Origin of the sequence: Cupriavidus pinatubonensis (assembly GCF_019602855.1) — a bacterium.
GTDB classification, from domain to species: Bacteria; Pseudomonadota; Gammaproteobacteria; order Burkholderiales; family Burkholderiaceae; genus Cupriavidus; species Cupriavidus pinatubonensis.
The window spans coordinates 1,483,272-1,502,839 of sequence record NZ_CP080767.1 but is presented as its reverse complement, the minus strand read 5'-3'; the positions used below and the strand labels follow the sequence as shown (position 1 = coordinate 1,502,839).

Genomic DNA, 19,568 nt, shown 5'->3' with positions numbered 1-19,568 from the left:
TGATCAGGCTCCTGAATCGGCAGACCTGGCCGGCCCGGTGCCGAGCAGCACTTCGGCCAGCGCGAAGTCTTCCGGATATGTCACTTTGAAATTGCGCAGCGAACCGTTGACGAGCCGCGGATGCAGGCCCAGCCGTTCGATCGCGCTGGCTTCGTCGGTCACCACCGCGCCCGCGGCCAGGGCGTCCTGCAAGGCCTGGCGCAATACGCCGACGCGAAACATCTGCGGGGTCTGGGCCTGCCACAGTCCGTCGCGCGGCACTGTGGTGCCGATGCGCTCGCCGGCATCGGCACGCTTCAGCGTATCGGGGACGGGCACGGCCAGGATGCCGCCGATTGCCGCATCGGGATCATCGTCGTTATCGCTTTCGACGGCGCGCACCAGGTTATGGATCATCGCGGGCGTCAGGCCCGGTCGTGCCGCATCGTGCACCAGCACCCAGTCAGTGTCGATAGCGCCGAGCTGCGCCAGGTGATGTAGGCCGGCGAGCACCGACGCGTGGCGCGTGTCGCCGCCGACAAAAGCGGTATCGAAGCGCAAGCCGGCAAAGATATCGGCGCCGAAGCGCGACTCCAGCGGCATGTCGTCGGGCGCCAGCACCAGCGCGGTGGCACTGATCGCGTCACAGGCCGAAAATGCTGCCAGCGCGTACCAGATCATGGGCCGGCCCGCGACGGGCTGGTATTGCTTGGGCACGGAGCCACCCGCGCGGCTGCCGGTACCGGCACAGGGAATCAAGGCGAAGCGGCGGTCGGACACAGGGTCGGGATGAAATGGAAAATGCGTTGAAAACGTCACGGCGATGGCCTGCGCCGTGGCCGGAGCGCATTCTATAATACGGCCCTTGTTTGCCGCCATGCCGCCTTGCCAATCCGGCAAGCGGCGCACGCACCCCCGCCCGCGCTGCCGGCGGGGCGTTGTCGTTCGTTGTCGTTGATTCCGACCGCTGCCCGATGCCTGACGCCGCACCCGCCTTCCCGTTCGCCAACCTGCCCCTGGTCAAGCCCGGGCTGCGCCATAGCATGGCGGGCCTACCCGGCTCCGCCGACGCACTCGCCATTGCCGCCTACGCGCGCCAGCACAGGGAGCGCGTGCCGATGCTGGCCGTGGTCTGCGCCAACGCCGTCGACGCCCAGCGGCTCGCCGATGAAATCCCGTGGTTCGCGCCCGAAACGCGCGTGCGCCTGCTGCCGGACTGGGAAACGCTGCCCTACGATAGCTTTTCTCCCCACCAGGACCTGGTGTCGGAACGTCTCGCGACGCTGCACGACATCCAGACCGGCCAGTGCGACGTGATGCTCGTGCCGGCCTCTACAGCGCTCTACCGGCTAGCGCCGCCGTCATTCCTGGCCGCCTATACGTTCTTCTTCAAGCAGGGGGAACGGCTGGACGAAGCCGCGCTCAAGGCGCAGTTCACGCTGGCAGGCTACGAGCACGTCAGCGCCGTGATGCGTCCGGGCGAATACAGCGTGCGCGGCGGCCTGATCGACCTGTACCCAATGGGTTCGGCGCTGCCGTACCGCATCGATCTCTTCGGCGACGAGATCGAAACCATCCGCGCCTTTGATCCCGACACGCAACGCAGCCTGTACCCGGTCAAGGAAGTCCGGCTGCTGCCGGGCCGCGAGTTTCCGCTTGATGAAGCCGCCCGCACGGCATTCCGCGGCCGCTGGCGCGAAGTCTTCGAAGGCGACCCTAGCAAGTCGCCCATCTACAAGGACATCGGCAACGGTGTTCCTTCGGCCGGGATCGAGTACTACCTGCCGTTGTTCTTCGAGTCCAGCGCGACGCTGTTCGACTTTCTGCCGGCCGATACCCAGCTTGCCTTCGTCGGCAAGGTGGACGAAGCCATCCGCCGCTTCTGGACGGATACCACGCAGCGCTACGACTTCATGCGGCATGACCGCGAGCGCCCGCTGCTGCCGCCGCCGCAACTGTTCCTGTCCGAGGAGCAGTTCTTCATTGCGGCCAAGCCGCTCGCGCGGCTGGTACTGCAAAGCGAACCGGCGGCGGACGGCCAACCCGCGTTTGCGGCGAGCGTTCCCGATGTCTCGGTGAACCGTCGCGCCGAAGATCCGCTCGTGAACCTGGAATCCCTGCTGCTGGACAAGGCCACGCGCGTACTGATGTGCGCCGATACCGCCGGCCGCCGCGAGACCCTGCTGCAGCTGTTCGCCGAAAGCGGCCTGCGCCCGCAACCCGTGGACGACTTTGCCGCGTTCCTGGCTGGCGAGTCGCACTTCAGCATCGCCGTGGCGCCCCTGCACAGCGGCTTCATGCTGCCGTCCGCGAAATTCGCCTTCGTCACGGAAGCCGAACTCTACGCCGGCACCGCGCGCCGCGCGGGCCGCCGCAAACAGGAACAGGCCACCGCCGTCGATTCGATGGTGCGCGACCTGGCCGAGCTGAAGATCGGCGACCCGGTCGTGCACAGCGACCACGGCATTGGCCGCTACCACGGCCTGGTGTCGCTCGACATGGGCCAGGGGGACGAGGAATTCCTGCATCTCGAATACGACAAGGGCAGCAAGCTGTACGTGCCGGTGCATCAGCTCCACGTGATCTCGCGCTATTCGGGCGCTGATCCGGACACCGCACCGCTGCATCACCTCGGCTCGGGCCAGTGGGACAAAGCCAAGCGCAGGGCTGCGCAGCAGATCCGCGATACGGCGGCCGAACTGCTGAACCTGTACGCACGGCGCGCCGCGCGCGAAGGCTTTGCGTTCCCACTCTCCCCCAAGGACTACGAGACCTTCGCCGAAAGCTTCGGCTTCGAGGAAACGCCCGATCAGGCCGCGGCGATCGCTGCCGTCATCGCCGACATGACCTCGGGCAAGCCCATGGACCGGCTGGTGTGCGGCGACGTCGGCTTCGGCAAGACCGAAGTCGCCTTGCGCGCGGCGTTCGTCGCCGTGCTCGGCGGCAAGCAGGTTGCCATGCTGGCGCCGACCACGCTACTCGCCGAGCAGCATTTCCAGACGCTGTCGGACCGCTTCGCCGAATGGCCGGTGCGCATCGTCGAGCTGTCGCGCTTCAAGACGAAGAAGGAAATCGACGCGGCGGTGAAGCAGATCAACGAGGGCACGGTCGATATCGTGATCGGCACGCACAAGCTGCTCTCGGATGAAGTGAAGTTCCAGCGCCTCGGCCTCGTCATCATCGACGAGGAGCACCGCTTTGGCGTACGCCAGAAGGAAGCGCTGAAAACGCTGCGCGCCGAGGTCGACATGCTGACGCTCACGGCCACGCCGATTCCGCGAACACTTGGCATGGCGCTCGAAGGCCTGCGCGATTTTTCCGTGATTGCCACAGCGCCGCAAAAACGCCTGGCCATCAAGACCTTCGTGCGGCGCGAGGAAGACGGCGTGATCCGCGAAGCCATCCTGCGCGAGCTCAAGCGCGGCGGACAGGTGTATTTCCTGCACAACGAAGTCGAGACCATCGAGAACAAGCGCGCGAAGCTGGCCGAACTGGTGCCTGAAGCGCGCATTGCCGTGGCCCACGGCCAGATGCACGAACGCGAGCTGGAACGCGTGATGCGCGACTTCGTCTCGCGGCGCGACAACATCCTGCTGTGCACGACGATCATCGAGACCGGCATCGACGTGCCAACCGCCAACACCATCCTGATCCATCGCGCCGACAAATTCGGTCTCGCGCAGCTTCACCAGTTGCGTGGCCGCGTCGGCCGCTCGCACCATCAGGCCTATGCGTACTTGCTCGTGCATGATGTGGATGGCCTTACCAAGCAGGCGGGGCGCCGGCTCGAGGCCATCCAGCAGATGGAAGAACTGGGTTCGGGCTTCTACCTGGCGATGCACGACCTGGAAATCCGCGGCGCCGGCGAGGTGCTTGGCGACAAGCAGTCCGGCGAAATCCACGAGATCGGCTTCCAGCTCTACACCGACATGCTGAACGCAGCGGTCAAGGCGCTCAAGGCCGGCAAGGAGCCGGACCTGATGGCGCCGCTCGCGGCGACCACCGAGATCAATCTCGGCACGCCCGCGCTGCTGCCCAACGACTATTGCGCCGACGTGCACGAACGCCTGTCGCTGTACAAGCGGCTCGCGAACTGTGAAACCCCGGAGCGCGTCGACGACATCCAGGAAGAGCTGATCGACCGCTTCGGCCGCATGCCGGACCAGGCGCAGGCGCTGGTGGAAACCCATCGGCTGCGCATCGCCGCGGCACCGCTCGGCGTGCGCAAGATCGATGCGGGCGAGGCGTCGATCAGCGTGCAGTTCGTGCCGAATCCGCCGATCGATGCGCTGCGGATCATCGAGCTCGTGCAGAAGAACCGGCATATCAAGCTCGCGGGGCAGGACAAGCTGCGTATTGAAGCCAAGATGCCCGACGTGGCCGTGCGTGCGCAGACCATCAAGCAGACGCTGCGCCAGCTGGCATAGGGAATTTGCTGCAGGGCGTCTTACCCGAGGGGCCGGGACGGGTGTAGCATCAGCTACTTCACCCGTCGTTCAGAGCCCCCTGCCCCATGCAAGCCGATACTCAACGCCAGTCTTCAGCCACTGAAGCCAATGCGCCGCGCGGCAGCGCGATCGAATGGACGCAGCGCCTGGTGGCGTACGACACCACGAGCCGCCATTCCAACCTGGGGCTGATCGAGTCCGTACGCGACCACTTCCTCGCGAAGGGCTTGCGACCCCATCTGAGCTACAACCCCCAGCAAGACAAGGCCAACCTGTTCGTCACGGTGCCGGCCGCCAGCGGCGACACCAATGGCGGCATCGTGCTGTCGGGCCACACCGACGTGGTGCCCGTGGACGGCCAGAACTGGACCACGGACCCGTTCAAGCCGGTGGTGCGCGACGGCAAGCTCTATGGCCGCGGTACGTGTGACATGAAGGGCTTTATCGGCACCAGCCTGGCGCTGCTGCCGACGCTGCTCGACGCGAAGCTGCGCGAGCCCGTGCACTATGCGCTGTCGTTCGACGAGGAGATCGGCTGCATGGGCGCGCCCTACCTGCTTGCCGAACTCCGTGAGCGCGGCGTGCGCCCGGCCGGCTGCATCGTGGGCGAGCCCACCAGCATGCGCGTGATCGTCGCACACAAGGGCATCAACGCGTACCGGTGCTGCGTCAAGGGTCATGCCGCACATTCGTCGCTGACGCCCCGCGGTGTCAACGCGATCGAGTACGCGGCGCGGCTGATTTGCTTCATCCGCGACATTGCCGACGAGTTCAAGGCCAACGGCCCGTACGACAAGGCCTTCGACGTGCCTTACACCACCGCGCAGACCGGCACGATCCAGGGCGGCATCGCGCTGAATACCATTCCGGCGCTGTGCGAATTCGTATTCGAGTTCCGCAACCTGCCCGGCGTGGATCCCGAAGCGCTGTTCGCGCGGATCCAGTCGTATGCCAATGACGTACTGCTGCCGAAGATGCGCGCCGAACACGCCGATGCCGGCCTTGTGATCAGCAAAATCGCGGCGGCACCGTCGCTAGACGCTGCCGAGCAGGAAGCCATCACGCAACTGGTGCGGGCGCTGACGGGCGACCGCGAGACCAGCAAGGTTGCCTACGGCACCGAGGCCGGGCTGTTCCAGCGCGCGGGGATTCCCGCGGTGGTATGCGGCCCCGGCGATATCGAGCAGGCGCACAAGCCGGATGAGTTTGTCGCGCTCGATCAGCTTGCCGCTTGCGAGGCGTTCCTGCGCAAGGTCGTCGACAGCCTGCGCGTGGCCTGACCCACCCTTTTCGCCGTGCGCTGCTTCCCTCTCCAATTGCGAGAGGGAAGCAGCCACTCGGCTTTCCTGGCGCATTGCAGCGCCAAGACACCACCAGCCTCAAACCAACAACAACGAAGGAGATCCTGCATGGCTGTTCGTCGCACTGCATCCCGTTCCACCCAGAGCCTCGTGCTGGCAGGCCTGGCACTCGCCGCCGCCGTGCTTTGCAACGCCGCGAACGCACAGTCCGCGGCACCTGCTACCAGCGCCGACGACCTGCACGCGCAGATCGAAACGCGTGCGAAAGCGGTAGAAGCACAGCTGATCGCGTGGCGCCGCGACATCCACCAGCATCCCGAACTCGGCAACTACGAGACGCGCACCGCAAAGCTGGTCGCCGATCACCTTCGCAAGCTCGGCATGGATGTGAAGACGGGTGTGGCCAAGACCGGCGTAGTCGGCGTGCTCAAGGGCGGCAAGCCAGGCCCGGTGGTGGCGCTGCGCGCCGATATGGATGCGCTGCCGGTGAAGGAGCGCGTGGATGTGCCGTTTGCCTCCAAGGCCAAGGGCCAGTACCTCGGCAAGGAGGTCGACGTGATGCATGCGTGTGGCCACGACACGCACGTAGCCATTCTGATGGCCACGGCGGAAGTACTTGCCGGCATGAAGGACCAGCTTCCCGGCACGGTCAAGTTCATCTTCCAGCCGGCCGAGGAAAGCCCCGCGGACATCGAACCGAATGGCAAGAATATGTGGGGCGCCAAGCAGATGGTGGCCGAAGGCGTGCTCGACAACCCGAAGGTCGATGCGATCTTCGGCCTGCACGTGGCCGCGGGCATGGAATCGGGCAAGCTTGGCTGGCGCAGCGGCGCGTCCATGGCAGCCGCGGACCAGTTCTGGATCGACGTGAAGGGCCGCCAGACCCATGGCGCGCGCCCGTGGGCTGGGGTCGATCCGATCGTGGTCGCGTCGCAGATCGTCATGGGCCTGCAGACCATCCAGAGCCGCCAGGTCAATGCGATGTTGGAGCCGTCGGTCATCACGGTAGGCACCATCCACGGCGGCAACCGCATGAATATCGTGCCGGAGCAGGTCGAGATGATGGGTACGGTGCGCACCTATGACGAGGGCATGAAGAAGGACATTCACGCCCGCATGAAGCGCACGACCGAGACCATTGCCGCGAGCGCCGGCGCGGAGGCCACGTTCCGCGTGGTGGAGCTCTACAACGCCACCGTCAACCAGCCGGTGCTGACCGAAAAGATGGCGCCCACACTGCGGCGCGTGGCCGGCGAAGGCAACTGGCTGACCATGCCGAAGGCAACGGCGTCCGAAGACTTCTCGTTCTACCAGGAAAAGGTGCCGGGACTGTTCTTCAATCTGGGCGTCACACCCAAGGGTACGGACCTGGCCAAGGCGGCCTCGAACCACTCGCCGGAGTTCTATGTGGATGAGCCGGCGCTTGTCAACGGCGTGCGTGCGCTGTCGAACCTGACGGTGGACTACATGACCATGGCCCAGCGCTGACGTGCGTCACGCGCCGGGGGCACGCGGGCCGTGAGCGATTACAATGTCGCCTTTGCCGTCCCGCCCCTCGGCGCGCCGCCCGATCCGCCTGCTGCTGTCATGCCCCTGATCCTCCAGAGTACCCGCCCGCTCGCTTCCGACGACCTTTCCGCCATCCGCACGCTCGCCCGCACTTCCGAGCCGGAGCTGCGCAGCGAAACTGTCGCAGCCGCCGAAGACTGCGCCCCGCTTACGCCGGCGTTGCGCGACACGCTGGACGACTACTGCGGGCCGCGCGCGATCGACTGGGCCGTCGTGCCTGCCGGCCGGCGCCTGTCGGACTTCCGTCTGGTGGCCATGGACATGGATTCCACGCTGATCACGATCGAATGCATCGACGAGATCGCCGATTTCTGCGGGCTGAAGGCCGAGGTTTCCGCCATTACCGAAGCCGCCATGCGCGGCGAGATCACCGACTTCAACGAAAGCCTGCGCCGCCGCGTGGCCTTGCTGAAGGGCCTGGATGCCAGCGTGCTGGATCGCGTCTATGAAGAGCGCCTGCGTCTGTCGCCGGGTGCCGAGCGCATGCTGCAGACCGTGCAGGCGCTGGGCCTGCGCACGCTGCTGGTGTCGGGCGGCTTTGTGCATTTCACCGATAAGCTCAAGCCACGCCTGAAGCTGGATGTCACGCGCGCCAACACGCTGGAAATCGTCGACGGCAAGCTGACCGGCAACGTGGTCGGCGAAATCGTCAATGCCGATGTGAAGGCCCGTACCGTACAGGAAGTCTGCGCGCAGATCGGCGCAACGCCGGACCAGGCCATCGTGATGGGTGACGGCTCGAACGACCTCAAGATGATGGCAGTCTCCGGCCTTTCGGTGGCCTTCCGCGCCAAGCCTGTCGTGCGCGCACAGGCCAGCGTTGCCTTCAACCACGTCGGGCTGGACGGCCTGCTGGCGCTGTTCCCCCACTGATTTCCGCAAGACGGACGCTTGGGCGTCCGCTCTTTCTTGTGCGCCTCACGCGCTCCGGTGCCCTACACTAGCTGCAGTGACCACCCCAGAAGCGGAGCACCTCACCATGGAACAGGCCTTCCACCGCTTTTCCGAACTGTTTGCCCAATTGGGGCTGCCCAGCGATGAATCGGGCATCCGCCAGTTCATCGCGACGCACGCGCCGCTGCCTGGCGACATCGAACTCGCCGATGCGTCGTTCTGGACGCCTGCACAGGCAACCATGCTTCGAGACGAGATTGCAGACGACGCCGATTGGGCCGAGGTGGTCGATCAGCTCAACGTCGCATTGCGGGCCAGTTAGCGCGCTTCAGCCCTTCAGCACCTGCTCCATCGCCTGGCGCAGATCGGCGATAAGGTCGCGCGTGTCCTCCAGGCCAATGTAGAGGCGCACCAGTTCGCCAGCGTGCTGCCAGCCAGCAGGCGGCCAGCTGCCTGCCGGTCGCATCGTCGGCACGTGGTAGGGCACGGCAAGACTGTGCGCGCCTCCCCAGGACCAGCCGATCGCGAACAGGCGCAGCGCTTCGACGAACGCGTCCACCTGCTCCTGCGAATACCTTTCGTGCATGATGATCGCGAACAGGCCGCTTGCGCCGGTGAAGTCCCGGCGCCAGTTGGCGTGGCCCGGGCAGTCCGGCAACGCGGGATGCAGTACCCGCACGACTTCCGGGCGCTGGTGCAGCCACTCCGCGACCTCGCGCGCGGCGCGGTCGTGCGCGGCCAAACGCACCGGCAGGCTCGGCAACGACCGCAGCACGAGATGGCAGTCGTCGGCCGACACGCCCCACCCCATCAGCATGCGCGCGCGCTTCAGGCGAGCCTGCACGGCGTCATCGCGCGTCAGCACGGCGCCCATCAGGACATCGCTGCCGCCCGACTGGTACTTGGTCAGCGCTTGCACCGAGATATCGATGCCCATGTCGAACGGCCGGAAATAGAGACCGGCTGACCAGGTATTGTCGATGGCGGTCAGCACGCCGCGCGCCTTTGCCGCGGCGACGATCGCTTCGCTGTCCGGCACTTCCATCGTCACCGAGCCGGGCGATTCCATCCAGATCAGGCGGGTATTGGCGCGAATCATGCCGGCAATGCCGCCGCCGATCATCGGATCGTAATAGCGCACCGTCACCCCGAAATCGCGCGCGAGCCATTCGCCGTGGTCGCGGTTCGGGCCGTACACGTTGTCCGGCACCAGCACATCGTCGCCGCTTTTGAGCAGCGCGAAGTAGACCAGCGAGATCGCGGCCAGCCCGGATGGCAGCAGCAGCGTGTGCCGCGCGCCTTCGAGCAGCGCCAGGTGCTGGCACAGCGCTTCGCTGGTGGGCGTGGCATGCAGGCCATAGCGCCAGTATGTGGTGCCCCGATCCCCATAGGCGCGCAGTTCCGCCAGATTGCGGAAGACAACCGTGGAGCCGCGATGGGTGGCGGGCGAAAACGAGTCAAAGCCTGGCGCGATGTCCAACTCGGGCTGGACGGCAACCGTCTGGATGTAATGGCTGGCGGAGCCCGACGCGGGCTTGCCGGAAGTGGGATCGGACACGGCGGATTCCTTGATGGCTGGCATGCCCCGCCGCGTTGCGCGGCAGGCATAAAAGAGACGCGATATACGTCCGAGCTTACCAGCAAATGGCGGCCGCGCCACCGGCGGGCGTGCTTACCAGCCCTGGATCGATGCCCGCGGTGGTGCAGGCGCGTAAGTGGCGCCGCTGCCCGGTGCCGTGTCGAAGGGAGGAATGACCCGCACGCTGCCGAGCGGGCGGATAATGAATGGCAGCACGTTGGCCGGATTGAACGCATCGGTCCAGGTGCCGCGCACGGCGCCGCTGGCGTCGATGGTGCCTTCCCAGTTGCCGGAAACACGGGTGCCGTCGTCGGACTCTTCCATCAGGAAGCTGCCGTCCTCCCACTCACCCGCCAGCAGCCGCACGCCAGGCACGCCGTTGGCCGTGTACTCGCCGCGCAGGCTGTCGCGCTCATCGGGCTTCGGGCCAATACGCAGCCGCACCGGCTTGTCACCGACCTTGCCGACGTAAACGGGAAGCTTCGCGAATTCTGGCCGGGGCGACAGCGCCCCGGCAGTCGCGCCGGCGGACGGCGCCGCGTTGCGGCGCGCCTCGCCTTCGCGGATCGCCTCGTTCAGGCCGAGGCCGCCAGCAGTAGCAGCAGCCGGGCCGGTCGACAACACGTTGTCATCGGCGGCCCGCACCGGCATCGCCCCCGCAAGCGCCAGCGCGGCAGCCAGGCTGACGAGCGAACGGCGCTGCAACGGGGGGCGACGACACATCAACAAGACTCAGATGCGCTCGAAGATGGCGGCAATGCCCTGGCCGCCGCCGATGCACATCGTCACCAGCGCATAGCGGCCCTGCACGCGTTGCAGCTCATGCAACGCCTTGACCGTGATCAGCGCGCCGGTGGCGCCGATCGGGTGGCCAAGCGAAATGCCGGAACCGTTGGGATTGACCTTGGCCGGGTCCAGGCCCAGCGCCTTGGTCACCGCGCAAGCCTGCGCGGCAAACGCTTCGTTGGCTTCGATCACGTCCAGGTCGGACACCGACAGGCCAGCGCGCTCCAGCGCCTTCTTGGTAGCCGGCACCGGGCCGATACCCATGGTCTTCGGATCCACGCCAGCGTGGCCATACGACACCAGGCGAGCCAGCGGCTTCAGGCCACGGCGCTCGGCTTCGGCGCGCTCCATCAGCACGACAGCCGCAGCGGCGTCGTTCAGGCCGGAGGCATTGCCCGCCGTCACGGTGCCGTTTTCCTTGACGAAGACCGGCTTGAGCTTGGTCATGTCGTCGATCGTGGCGTCGTGACGCACGTGCTCGTCGGTGTCAAAGCTCACCTCGCCCTTGCGGGTCTTGAGCGTCACCGGAACGATCTGGTCCTTGAAGTAACCAGCCTTGATCGCGGCCGAAGCGCGACGGTGCGATTCCAGCGCGGCTTCGTCCTGCTGGCTGCGCGTGATGTCGTATTCCTTGGCCACGTTCTCGGCCGTGACACCCATGTGAATGCGGTGGAACGGGTCATGCAGCGCGCCCAGCATCATGTCGACCATGCTGGCATCGCCCATGCGCGCGCCCCAGCGAACTGCGGGCGCCAGGTACGGCGCGCGGCTCATGCTTTCCGCACCGCCGCCGATGGCCACGTCGGCGTCGCCGAGCAGAATGGTCTGCGCGGCGCTGACGATGGCTTGCAGGCCCGAGCCGCACAGGCGGTTCACGGTCAGCGCAGGCGCATTGATCGTCACACCGCCATCGACGGCCGCCACGCGGCCCAGATACATGTCGCGCGGCTCGGTCTGAATCACGTTACCGAACACCACGTGACCAACATCGTCGCCCGACACCTGAGCACGGGCCAGCGCCTCGCGCACCACGAGTGCACCCAGTTGGGTCGGTGCCATGTCCTTCAGGCTGCCGCCGAAAGTGCCGATTGCCGTACGTACGCCACTCACTACCACGACTTCACGCGTCATGTCTCTCTCCATGAGGTTATGTTGCGGTGCACAGTATAGCGGCATCGCGACGGAATCGAACGATCGTACTTTTACTTAAGGGCAGCAGAAGCCCGTTGCATCAAATCTCGCCCCACAAGTCGTGACCATCAGCGCCAGTGATCTTCACCTGAACGAAGTCCCCGGCGCGATAGCGCTGCGACGGCTTGGCCGGCGGCGCGATATAGACCAGGCCGTCGATTTCCGGCGCATCCGCCGAAGACCGGCCGATGCCGCCGTCCTGGTTCACCTCGTCGATCAGCACGCGCAGCGTCTGGCCAACCTTGCGCTGCAGGCGGCGTGCGGAGACTTCCTCGGCCACCTCCATGAAGCGCGCGCGGCGTTCCTCGCGGACTTCGTCGGGCAAGGCGCCCGGCAGGTCGTTGGCCGTCGCGCCTTCCACCGGGGAGTACGCAAAGCAGCCCACGCGGTCCAGCTCGGCTTCGGCGATGAAATCGAGCAGGGTCTCGAATTCCGCTTCAGTTTCGCCCGGGAAGCCGGCGATAAAAGTGCTGCGGATCGTCAGGTCCGGGCACACCTCGCGCCAGGCGCGGATGCGGTCCAGCGTCTTCTCGGCATTGGCCGGACGCTTCATGCGCTTGAGCACGTCGGGGTGCGCGTGTTGCAGCGGCACGTCCAGGTACGGCAGCACGTGACCGCCGTTCATCAACGGAATGATCTCGTCGACGTGCGGGTACGGGTACACGTAGTGCAGGCGCACCCACGCACCGTACTGGGCCGCCAGTTCACCCAGCGCCGCGACCAGTTCGGTCATGCGGGTCTTGAGCGGACGTCCGTTCCAGAAGCCGGTGCGGTACTTCACGTCCACGCCGTAAGCGCTGGTGTCCTGCGAGATCACCAGCAATTCCTTCACGCCGGCCTTGAACAGGTTCTCGGCTTCCAGCATGACTTCGGCGACGGGACGCGACACCAGGTCGCCGCGCATCGACGGGATGATGCAGAACGAGCAGCGATGGTTGCAGCCTTCGGAAATCTTCAGGTAGGCGTAGTGCTTGGGCGTCAGCTTGATGCCGGCCGCCGGCACCAGGTCGGTAAAGGGGTCATGCGGCTTGGGCAGGTGCGTGTGCACCGCCTGCATGACTTCGCCAAGGGCGTGCGGGCCGGTCACGGCCAGCACTTTCGGGTGCACCGACGACACGATGTCGTGCCCCGCCGCATCCTTCTTCGCCCCGAGACAGCCGGTCACGATGACCTTGCCATTCTCGGTCAGCGCCTCGCCGATCGCGTCGAGGCTCTCCTGCACGGCTTCGTCGATGAAGCCGCAGGTGTTGACCACAACCAGGTCGGCACCGTCATAGGTGCCGCTGATTGCGTAACCCTCGGCGCGCAGCTGGGTGATGATCTGTTCCGAGTCGACCAACGCCTTCGGGCAGCCAAGCGAAACGAAGCCGACGCGCGGGCTCTGGTCTTTCTGGGTCATTGATTCTGAAGGATTTTTCACGGGGAATGCGAATGTGGGGCAAGCGGGGCGGAGTATATCGGGTAATCCCGATGGATGTCGGGCAAGTCCGCCCGGCGCTGCAAGCAACCCGGATTTTAACCGTTTGCCGCAGTCAAACGGCGCCTGACGCGGCACACGGCAAGACAGGCGGCTCTGGCCCTATGCCGGGGCGATCCCCTGCGTGGCATCAGAGGCACTCTGCAGTACCTGCTCGATTTGGGCCGAATCGTGGATCCTGCGGATCGCATCGTGCAGCGCCGTGGCTTGCGGCCAGGTCCGCTTGAGATAGCTGAGCCACAACTTCACCCGTCCGTGCTCATGGCAGGATGAGATCCGGTCATGCAGCTTCCTCAGGTAAGCCGCAATCTGCTGCAGCACGAGCGGCCAATCAGCATCGGATGGCGTGCTGTCCATGAGGCCTCGGATACGCAGGGCCAGGAACGGATCCGATACCGCGCCGCGGCCGATCATCACATCGGCGCAGCCACTGACCGCGCGGCAACGCTCCCAGTCGGCAACCGACCAGACGTCACCGTTGGCAATGACGGGGATATCGACGGTGTCGGCGATGCGGGCGATCCATTCCCAGTGCGCCGGTGGCCGGTAGCCGTGGTCACGCGTGCGGGCGTGCACCACCAGCGACGCCGCCCCACCCTCCGCCAGCGCCGTGGCGCAATCGAGCGCCAGCGCGGTATCGGAAACGCCGAGCCGCATTTTGGCCGTGACCGCGATATGCGGCGGGACCGCTGCGCGTACCGCGGAAACGATGCTATGCAGTTGCTCGGGATGCGCCAGCAGCATCGCGCCGCCCCCGTGCCGGTTGACGACCTTGGCCGGGCAACCGAAGTTCAGGTCGATGCCGTGCGGCGACAAGGTCGCGGCATAAGTCGCATTGCGTGCCAGCCACTCGGGATCGCTGCCGAGCAGCTGGATCACCATCGGGGTGCCGCTCGGGGTATGGCCGCCCTGCAGGATCTCGGGAGTATCGCGCTCGTAGACGCGCGGAGGAAGCAGCGAGCCCGTCACCCGCACGAACTCGGACACGCAGCCGTCGTAGCCGCCGAGGCCTGTCAGCACGTCGCGCAGCACATAGTCAGCGAGCCCCTCCATCGGGGCGAGGAATAGCCGGCTCATGGTCAGGCTCGAGCCAGCGCGGTCACGCCGGAACCCGGGGCAGACAAAGTGGAACGGGGAAGGCTTGGAATCATCGGGATATCGCGCTGCAGGCGAGTCCGCAAGATGAGCCGCCAGTTCAGAAGGGGCGCATTTTACCTGCTTGGGCGCCGCCCCGCAGAGCACCGGAACCGAGCGACGATGGTCGGTGGCGGCGCGATGGCGGACCGGGCGGTCCGCCATCGGTATGACTTACTTCTTCTCGGGCTGGTTGAACGGGAACGTCCCGAACATATTCTTGGCCTGGTTCTGCATCTGCTCCTGCATCTGCACGAACAGGTTTTTGCTCTGTTCGATGTAGTTGCTCATCATCCCCTGCATCATCGGCCCCTGCATGTTCATGAACTGGGACCACATGTCGGGGCTGAAGGCTTCGCCGGAATACAGGCCCTTGGAATTTTCGGCCAGCTTGTTCTGGATGTCGATGAAGGCCTGGATGTTCTTTTCCAGGTAAGTGCCCATCATGCCCTGCATGGCATGGCCGTAGAAGCGGATGATCTGCGACAGCATTGCGCTCGAGAACATCGGCACGCCGCCAGTTTCTTCTTCCAGAATGATCTGCAGCAGGATGCTGCGCGTCAGTTCATCACCGGACTTGGCATCGACGACCTTGAAGTCCTCCGAATCCATGACCAGCTGCTTCACGTCGGCCAGCGTGATGTAGGTGCTGGTCTGGGTGTCGTAGAGCCTGCGATTGGGATATTTCTTGATCAGTCGCTCTGCGCCTTTTTTGCTCGTGGCCATCGGTGCTCTGTCCTCTTGTCGTCGCTGATGGGCGCTGCTGCACCGCATGCGGTGCAGTGCGCAAACCGGTAGTCCCGGGCCATCCTGAAAGGTCGTGAAAAGTTACTATGTGCGCACTCGCCGGCGATCTCGCCAAGTGCCTTGTAGCCCTCGCCCCCGCGAAGGCCCGCACGTTGCACGACAATAGTGCCGGCCGTGCCGCTGCCCTGATTCTATGCCCAACAAAGCACTAAGGAAAGACAGGCGGCTTAAGGAAAACCCGCACGCACAAATGGATTGCGGGCCCTGAAGAGCCCGCAAAGCGTCCGCGCAAACCGGTTGTGCACCGCGCTGGCTGCACCGCAAAAACGGCGCGCCCGCGCGGCACGCATTGTCGATCAGCCCATGTGCAGGCCGCCGTTCAGCGAGAAGTCCGCACCAGTGGAGAAGCCCGATTCATCGGACGACAGCCACGCGCAAATGGACGCGATTTCCGACGGCTCACCCAGGCGCTTGACCGGGATGGTGCCCACGATCTTGTCCAGCACGTCCTGACGGATAGCCTTGACCATGTCGGTGGCGATGTAGCCCGGCGAAACCGTGTTCACCGTCACACCCTTCGTCGCCACTTCCTGTGCCAGAGCCATGGTAAAGCCGTGCAGGCCGGCCTTGGCGGTGGAGTAGTTGGTCTGGCCGAACTGGCCCTTCTGCCCGTTCACCGACGAGATATTGACGATGCGACCCCAGCCACGATCGACCATGCCGTCGATGACCTGCTTGGTCACGTTGAACAGCGAGGTCAGGTTGGTGTCGATCACCGCGTCCCAGTCGGCGCGCGTCATCTTGCGGAACACCACGTCGCGCGTGATGCCTGCATTGTTGATCAGCACATCAACCTCGCCGACTTCGGCCTTGACCTTGTCGAACGCAGTCTTGGTCGAGTCCCAGTCGGCCACGTTGCCTTCGGAGGCAACGAAGTCGAAGCCGAGCGCCTTCTGCTGCTCGATCCACCGCTCGCGGCGCGGCGAGTTCGGGCCGCAGCCCGCTACCACGCGAAAGCCATCCTTGGCGAGACGTTGGCAGATCGCGGTTCCGATGCCGCCCATACCGCCGGTCACATATGCAATGCGCTGAGTCATGTCTGCTCCTTGATTGGCTCTTCGTTGTCTTCGCCCGGCCACGCGAACGGTCGCGCGGCAAGGCACATCCCTTTAATTGCGCTCGACCGCCAGCGCCACACCCATGCCGCCGCCGATGCACAGCGAGGCGAGCCCCTTCTTCGCATCGCGGCGCTTCATCTCATGCAGCAGCGTCACCAGGATACGGCAGCCCGACGCACCGATCGGGTGACCGATGGCAATGGCGCCGCCGTTCACGTTGACCTTGGAGGTGTCCCAGCCCATCTGCTGGTGCACGGCCAGCGCCTGCGCGGCGAAGGCCTCGTTGATTTCCATCAGGTCCAGGTCGCCCACGCCCCAGCCTGCACGCGACAGGCAGCGCTTGGATGCCGGCACCGGGCCCATGCCCATGACCTTCGGGTCCACGCCGGCATTGGCGTAGGCCTTGATCGTGGCCAGCGGGGTCAGGCCCAGTTCCTTGGCCTTGGCGGCCGACATCACCACCACGGCGGCAGCGCCGTCGTTGATGCCCGAGGCATTGGCGGCGGTCACCGTGCCGGCCTTGTCAAAGGCGGGCTTCAGGCCTGACATGTTGTCCAGCGTGGCACCCTGGCGGACGAACTCGTCCGTCTTGAATGCCACCGGGTCGCCTTTGCGCTGCGGAATCATCACCGGGACGATTTCATCATCGAACTTGCCGGCCTTCTGCGCAGCCTCGGCCTTGTTTTGCGAGGCCACGGCGAACTCGTCCTGCGCTTCGCGGGTAATGCCGTATTCCTTGGCGACGTTCTCCGCCGTAATGCCCATGTGGTACTGGTTGTACACGTCCCACAGGCCATCGACGATCATCGTGTCGACCAGCTTGGCGTCGCCCATGCGGAAGCCATCGCGCGAGCCCGGCAGCACGTGCGGTGCTGCGCTCATGTTCTCCTGGCCGCCGGCCACGACGATCTCGGCTTCACCGGCGAGGATAGCGTTGGCGGCCAGCATCACGGCCTTCAGGCCCGAGCCGCACACCTTGTTGATGGTCATGGCCGGCACCGACGAGGGCAGGCCCGCCTTGATGGATGCCTGGCGCGCCGGGTTCTGGCCCGAACCGGCCGTGAGTACCTGGCCCATGATCACTTCGCTGACCTGTTCCGGCTTCACGCCTGCACGTTCCAGGGCAGCCTTGATGGCGATCGCGCCCAGTTCCTGGGCGGGAATCTTCGCGAGCGAACCGCCAAACTTGCCAACGGCGGTACGGGCGGCGGAAACGATGACGATATCGGTCATTTGGAGTCCTCTCAATGAATAGCTTAGGGGTCAGCGCGCAGGTCCCGGAATAGCGGGACCGCTCGCAAGAGTCATGCCTTGGCCTTGACGTAACGGCCCGGCGCGGGTTCGATGGCAGCGTAACGCTTGCTGCCGTATTCGGTCGGTGCGGCGCGCTTGGCGCCGGCCTGCTTGCCCAGCCACGTCATCCAGTCCGGCCACCAGCTGCCATGGTGCTCCTCGGCACCGGCCAGCCAGTCTTGCGCCGATTCCGGCAACGCATCGTTGGTCCAGTGGCTGCGCTTTTTCTTGGCGGGCGGGTTGATGACGCCGGCAATGTGCCCCGACGCCCCGAGCACGAAGCGCAGGTCATTCTTGAGCAATGCGGTCGACGCATACGCCGCCGTCCACGGCACGATGTGGTCCTCGCGCGAGCCGTAGATATAGGTCGGCACGTTGATGGCGCCGAGGTCCACCGGCTCGTTGCACACGGTCAGCTTGCCCGGCTCCTTCAGTTCGTTCTGCAGATAGGTGTGGCGCAGGTACCAGCAATACCACGGCCCCGGCAGGTTGGTGGCGTCGCCGTTCCAGAACAGCAGGTCGAACGGCACCGGCGTGTTGCCCTTCAGGTAGTTGTCGACCACGTAGTTCCAGACCAGGTCGTTCGGGCGCAGGAACGAGAACGTATTGGCCAGTTCCACGCCGCGCAGCAGGCCACCGGACGCGCCGCCGAGCGTGGCTTCGCGCAACTGCACGTGAGGTTCGTCGACGAATACGTCAAGGATGCCGGTATCGGTGAAGTCCAGCAGCGTGGTCAGCAGCGTCAGGCTGGCCACCGGGTGTTCGCCACGCGCGGCCAGCACGGCCAGCGCGGTCGAAATGATGGTCCCGCCCACGCAGAAGCCAAGCGTGTTGATCTTGTCCTGGCCGCTGATATCGCGCACCACTTCGATGGCGCGGATGGCCGCGTTCTCGATGTAGTCGTCCCACGTGCATCCCGCCATGCTGGCATCCGGGTTGCGCCACGACACCAGGAACACGGTATGGCCCTGCTCGACAGCGTACCGCACCAGCGAGCCTTCCGGCTGCAGGTCGAGAATGTAGAACTTGTTGATGCAAGGCGGCACCAGCAGCAGCGGACGCGTATAGACCTTGTCCGTCAGCGGCTTGTATTGCAGCAGCTGGAAGAATTCGTTTTCGAAGACCACCGCGCCTTCGGTGACGGCCATGTTGCGGCCGACTTCGAACGCGGTCTCGTCGGTCTGCGAAATCTTGCCGCGCGTCAGATCCTCGAGCATGTTCCGCATGCCGGCGCGCAGCGATTCACCGCGCGACTCGATCAGCCGGTTCTGCGCATCGGGATTCGTCGCCAGGAAATTGGCCGGCGACATCGCATCGACCCATTGCGACACGGCGAAGCGGATACGCTGGCGTGTCTTGGGATCCGCCTCGACTGCATCGGCCAGTTCCGTCAGGGCGCGCGCATTGAGCAGGTAGAACGCCGCGGTGTAGCGGTACGGAGCGTTCTTGTGCCAGGCCTCGCTGGCAAAGCGACGATCGTGGAGCTTGCCCGCGGATTCGGTATCGCCTCCCGCCAGGCCGCGCCACAGTTCGGTGAAATCGCGCATGTAGCGCTGCTGGATTTCCGCGAGCTGGGCCGGGTCGATCTTGACACCCGCAAGCGGGCTCGCCGCGAAGGCCTCGAAACCCGGAAAACCACCGGGAACCGTGCCGCCGTTGCCCTCAGGGCCTTGCCACTGACGGGACCACTCCAGCCAGGTTGCTGGATCCAATGGCCCCGGCGGGAACTTGAACGGTTGGGACTTGCCTTCCGTTGAGGAAGCTGCCGCACCTTTGCCGGTCGCCATGATGTAATTGTCTCTCTGCCGTCACTATGTCAGACCGGCTCCGGGACATTGCCCTGGCCGGCACTTATGCATCTGGAGACGCAATCCGGATGGACCTGACACGACGCCCCCGACCAGGGCGTCCAGGACTGCCGCTTGCAGCTTTCCCTTCCATCTGGATAACGTCCCCTGCCCGGTTCACACCGCAATCTGGCTGGCAGCGCCATGCGGTATGCTTGCCGGCAAAACAAAGGAATCTACTGGGATTCCGCAACATTCGAGGTCA

Annotated in this window: 15 protein-coding genes; 5 read left to right on the top strand and 10 right to left on the bottom strand. The window is 65.3% G+C overall.

Annotated features, from left to right (window positions below; genetic code table 11):
* Nucleotides 1-3: 3 nt before the first annotated feature.
* A complete protein-coding gene (ispD, locus tag K2O51_RS19530) occupies nt 4-858 on the bottom strand; it encodes a 2-C-methyl-D-erythritol 4-phosphate cytidylyltransferase (RefSeq protein ID WP_245001938.1) in 855 nt (284 codons plus the stop codon).
* Nucleotides 859-953: 95 nt separating this feature from the next.
* On the opposite strand from ispD, the gene mfd reads away from it, so the two are divergent.
* The 5 genes from mfd (at nt 954) to K2O51_RS19505 (ending at nt 8,513) form a co-directional block, all read left to right on the top strand.
* Nucleotides 954-4,406, top strand: coding sequence for a transcription-repair coupling factor (mfd, locus tag K2O51_RS19525; RefSeq protein ID WP_220631518.1), 3,453 nt, complete (start codon nt 954-956; stop codon nt 4,404-4,406).
* An 86-nt stretch (nt 4,407-4,492) separates the two neighbouring features.
* Nucleotides 4,493-5,707, top strand: coding sequence for an acetylornithine deacetylase (gene argE / locus K2O51_RS19520; protein WP_140952199.1), 1,215 nt, complete (start codon nt 4,493-4,495; stop codon nt 5,705-5,707).
* Between the two features lie 129 nt (nt 5,708-5,836).
* The gene (locus K2O51_RS19515) at nt 5,837-7,216 is read left to right on the top strand and encodes an amidohydrolase (RefSeq protein ID WP_011297528.1); all 1,380 of its coding nucleotides are present in this window, start codon (nt 5,837-5,839) and stop codon (nt 7,214-7,216) included.
* A 99-nt stretch (nt 7,217-7,315) separates the two neighbouring features.
* Complete coding sequence (gene serB / locus K2O51_RS19510; RefSeq protein WP_041679904.1) at nt 7,316-8,170, top strand: phosphoserine phosphatase SerB; 855 nt, start codon at nt 7,316-7,318, stop codon at nt 8,168-8,170.
* 106 nt (nt 8,171-8,276) lie between these two features.
* Nucleotides 8,277-8,513, top strand: a complete 237-nt coding sequence (locus K2O51_RS19505) for a DUF2789 domain-containing protein (protein WP_011297526.1) — start codon at nt 8,277-8,279, stop codon at nt 8,511-8,513.
* 6 nt (nt 8,514-8,519) lie between these two features.
* On the opposite strand, the gene K2O51_RS19500 is transcribed toward K2O51_RS19505, so the two are convergent.
* The 9 genes from K2O51_RS19500 to phaC all read right to left on the bottom strand — a co-directional run bounded on the left by K2O51_RS19500 (nt 8,520) and on the right by phaC (nt 19,303).
* Nucleotides 8,520-9,749, bottom strand: a complete 1,230-nt coding sequence (locus tag K2O51_RS19500) for a cystathionine beta-lyase (RefSeq protein ID WP_140952196.1) — start codon at nt 9,747-9,749, stop codon at nt 8,520-8,522.
* Nucleotides 9,750-9,863: 114 nt separating this feature from the next.
* A complete protein-coding gene (locus K2O51_RS19495; RefSeq protein WP_140952193.1) occupies nt 9,864-10,493 on the bottom strand; it encodes a hypothetical protein in 630 nt (209 codons plus the stop codon).
* Nucleotides 10,494-10,502: 9 nt separating this feature from the next.
* The gene (bktB, locus tag K2O51_RS19490) at nt 10,503-11,687 is read right to left on the bottom strand and encodes a beta-ketothiolase BktB (protein ID WP_140952189.1); all 1,185 of its coding nucleotides are present in this window, start codon (nt 11,685-11,687) and stop codon (nt 10,503-10,505) included.
* Between the two features lie 100 nt (nt 11,688-11,787).
* Nucleotides 11,788-13,146: a 30S ribosomal protein S12 methylthiotransferase RimO gene (gene rimO, locus K2O51_RS19485; protein WP_011297522.1), complete on the bottom strand. Its 1,359-nt coding sequence runs from the start codon at nt 13,144-13,146 to the stop codon at nt 11,788-11,790.
* A 180-nt stretch (nt 13,147-13,326) separates the two neighbouring features.
* Entirely contained in the window at nt 13,327-14,301 is a 975-nt protein-coding gene (locus K2O51_RS19480; protein WP_011297521.1) for a tRNA dihydrouridine synthase, read from the bottom strand.
* 231 nt (nt 14,302-14,532) lie between these two features.
* The gene (gene phaR, locus K2O51_RS19475) at nt 14,533-15,084 is read right to left on the bottom strand and encodes a polyhydroxyalkanoate synthesis repressor PhaR (RefSeq protein WP_011297520.1); all 552 of its coding nucleotides are present in this window, start codon (nt 15,082-15,084) and stop codon (nt 14,533-14,535) included.
* 377 nt (nt 15,085-15,461) lie between these two features.
* Complete coding sequence (locus K2O51_RS19470) at nt 15,462-16,202, bottom strand: 3-ketoacyl-ACP reductase (RefSeq protein ID WP_011297519.1); 741 nt, start codon at nt 16,200-16,202, stop codon at nt 15,462-15,464.
* 72 nt (nt 16,203-16,274) lie between these two features.
* Nucleotides 16,275-17,456: an acetyl-CoA C-acetyltransferase gene (locus K2O51_RS19465; RefSeq protein ID WP_220631517.1), complete on the bottom strand. Its 1,182-nt coding sequence runs from the start codon at nt 17,454-17,456 to the stop codon at nt 16,275-16,277.
* 71 nt (nt 17,457-17,527) lie between these two features.
* Nucleotides 17,528-19,303 (bottom strand): class I poly(R)-hydroxyalkanoic acid synthase, encoded by a 1,776-nt coding sequence (phaC, locus tag K2O51_RS19460; RefSeq protein ID WP_011297517.1) that lies wholly within the window; start codon nt 19,301-19,303, stop codon nt 17,528-17,530.
* Nucleotides 19,304-19,568: the final 265 nt, after the last annotated feature.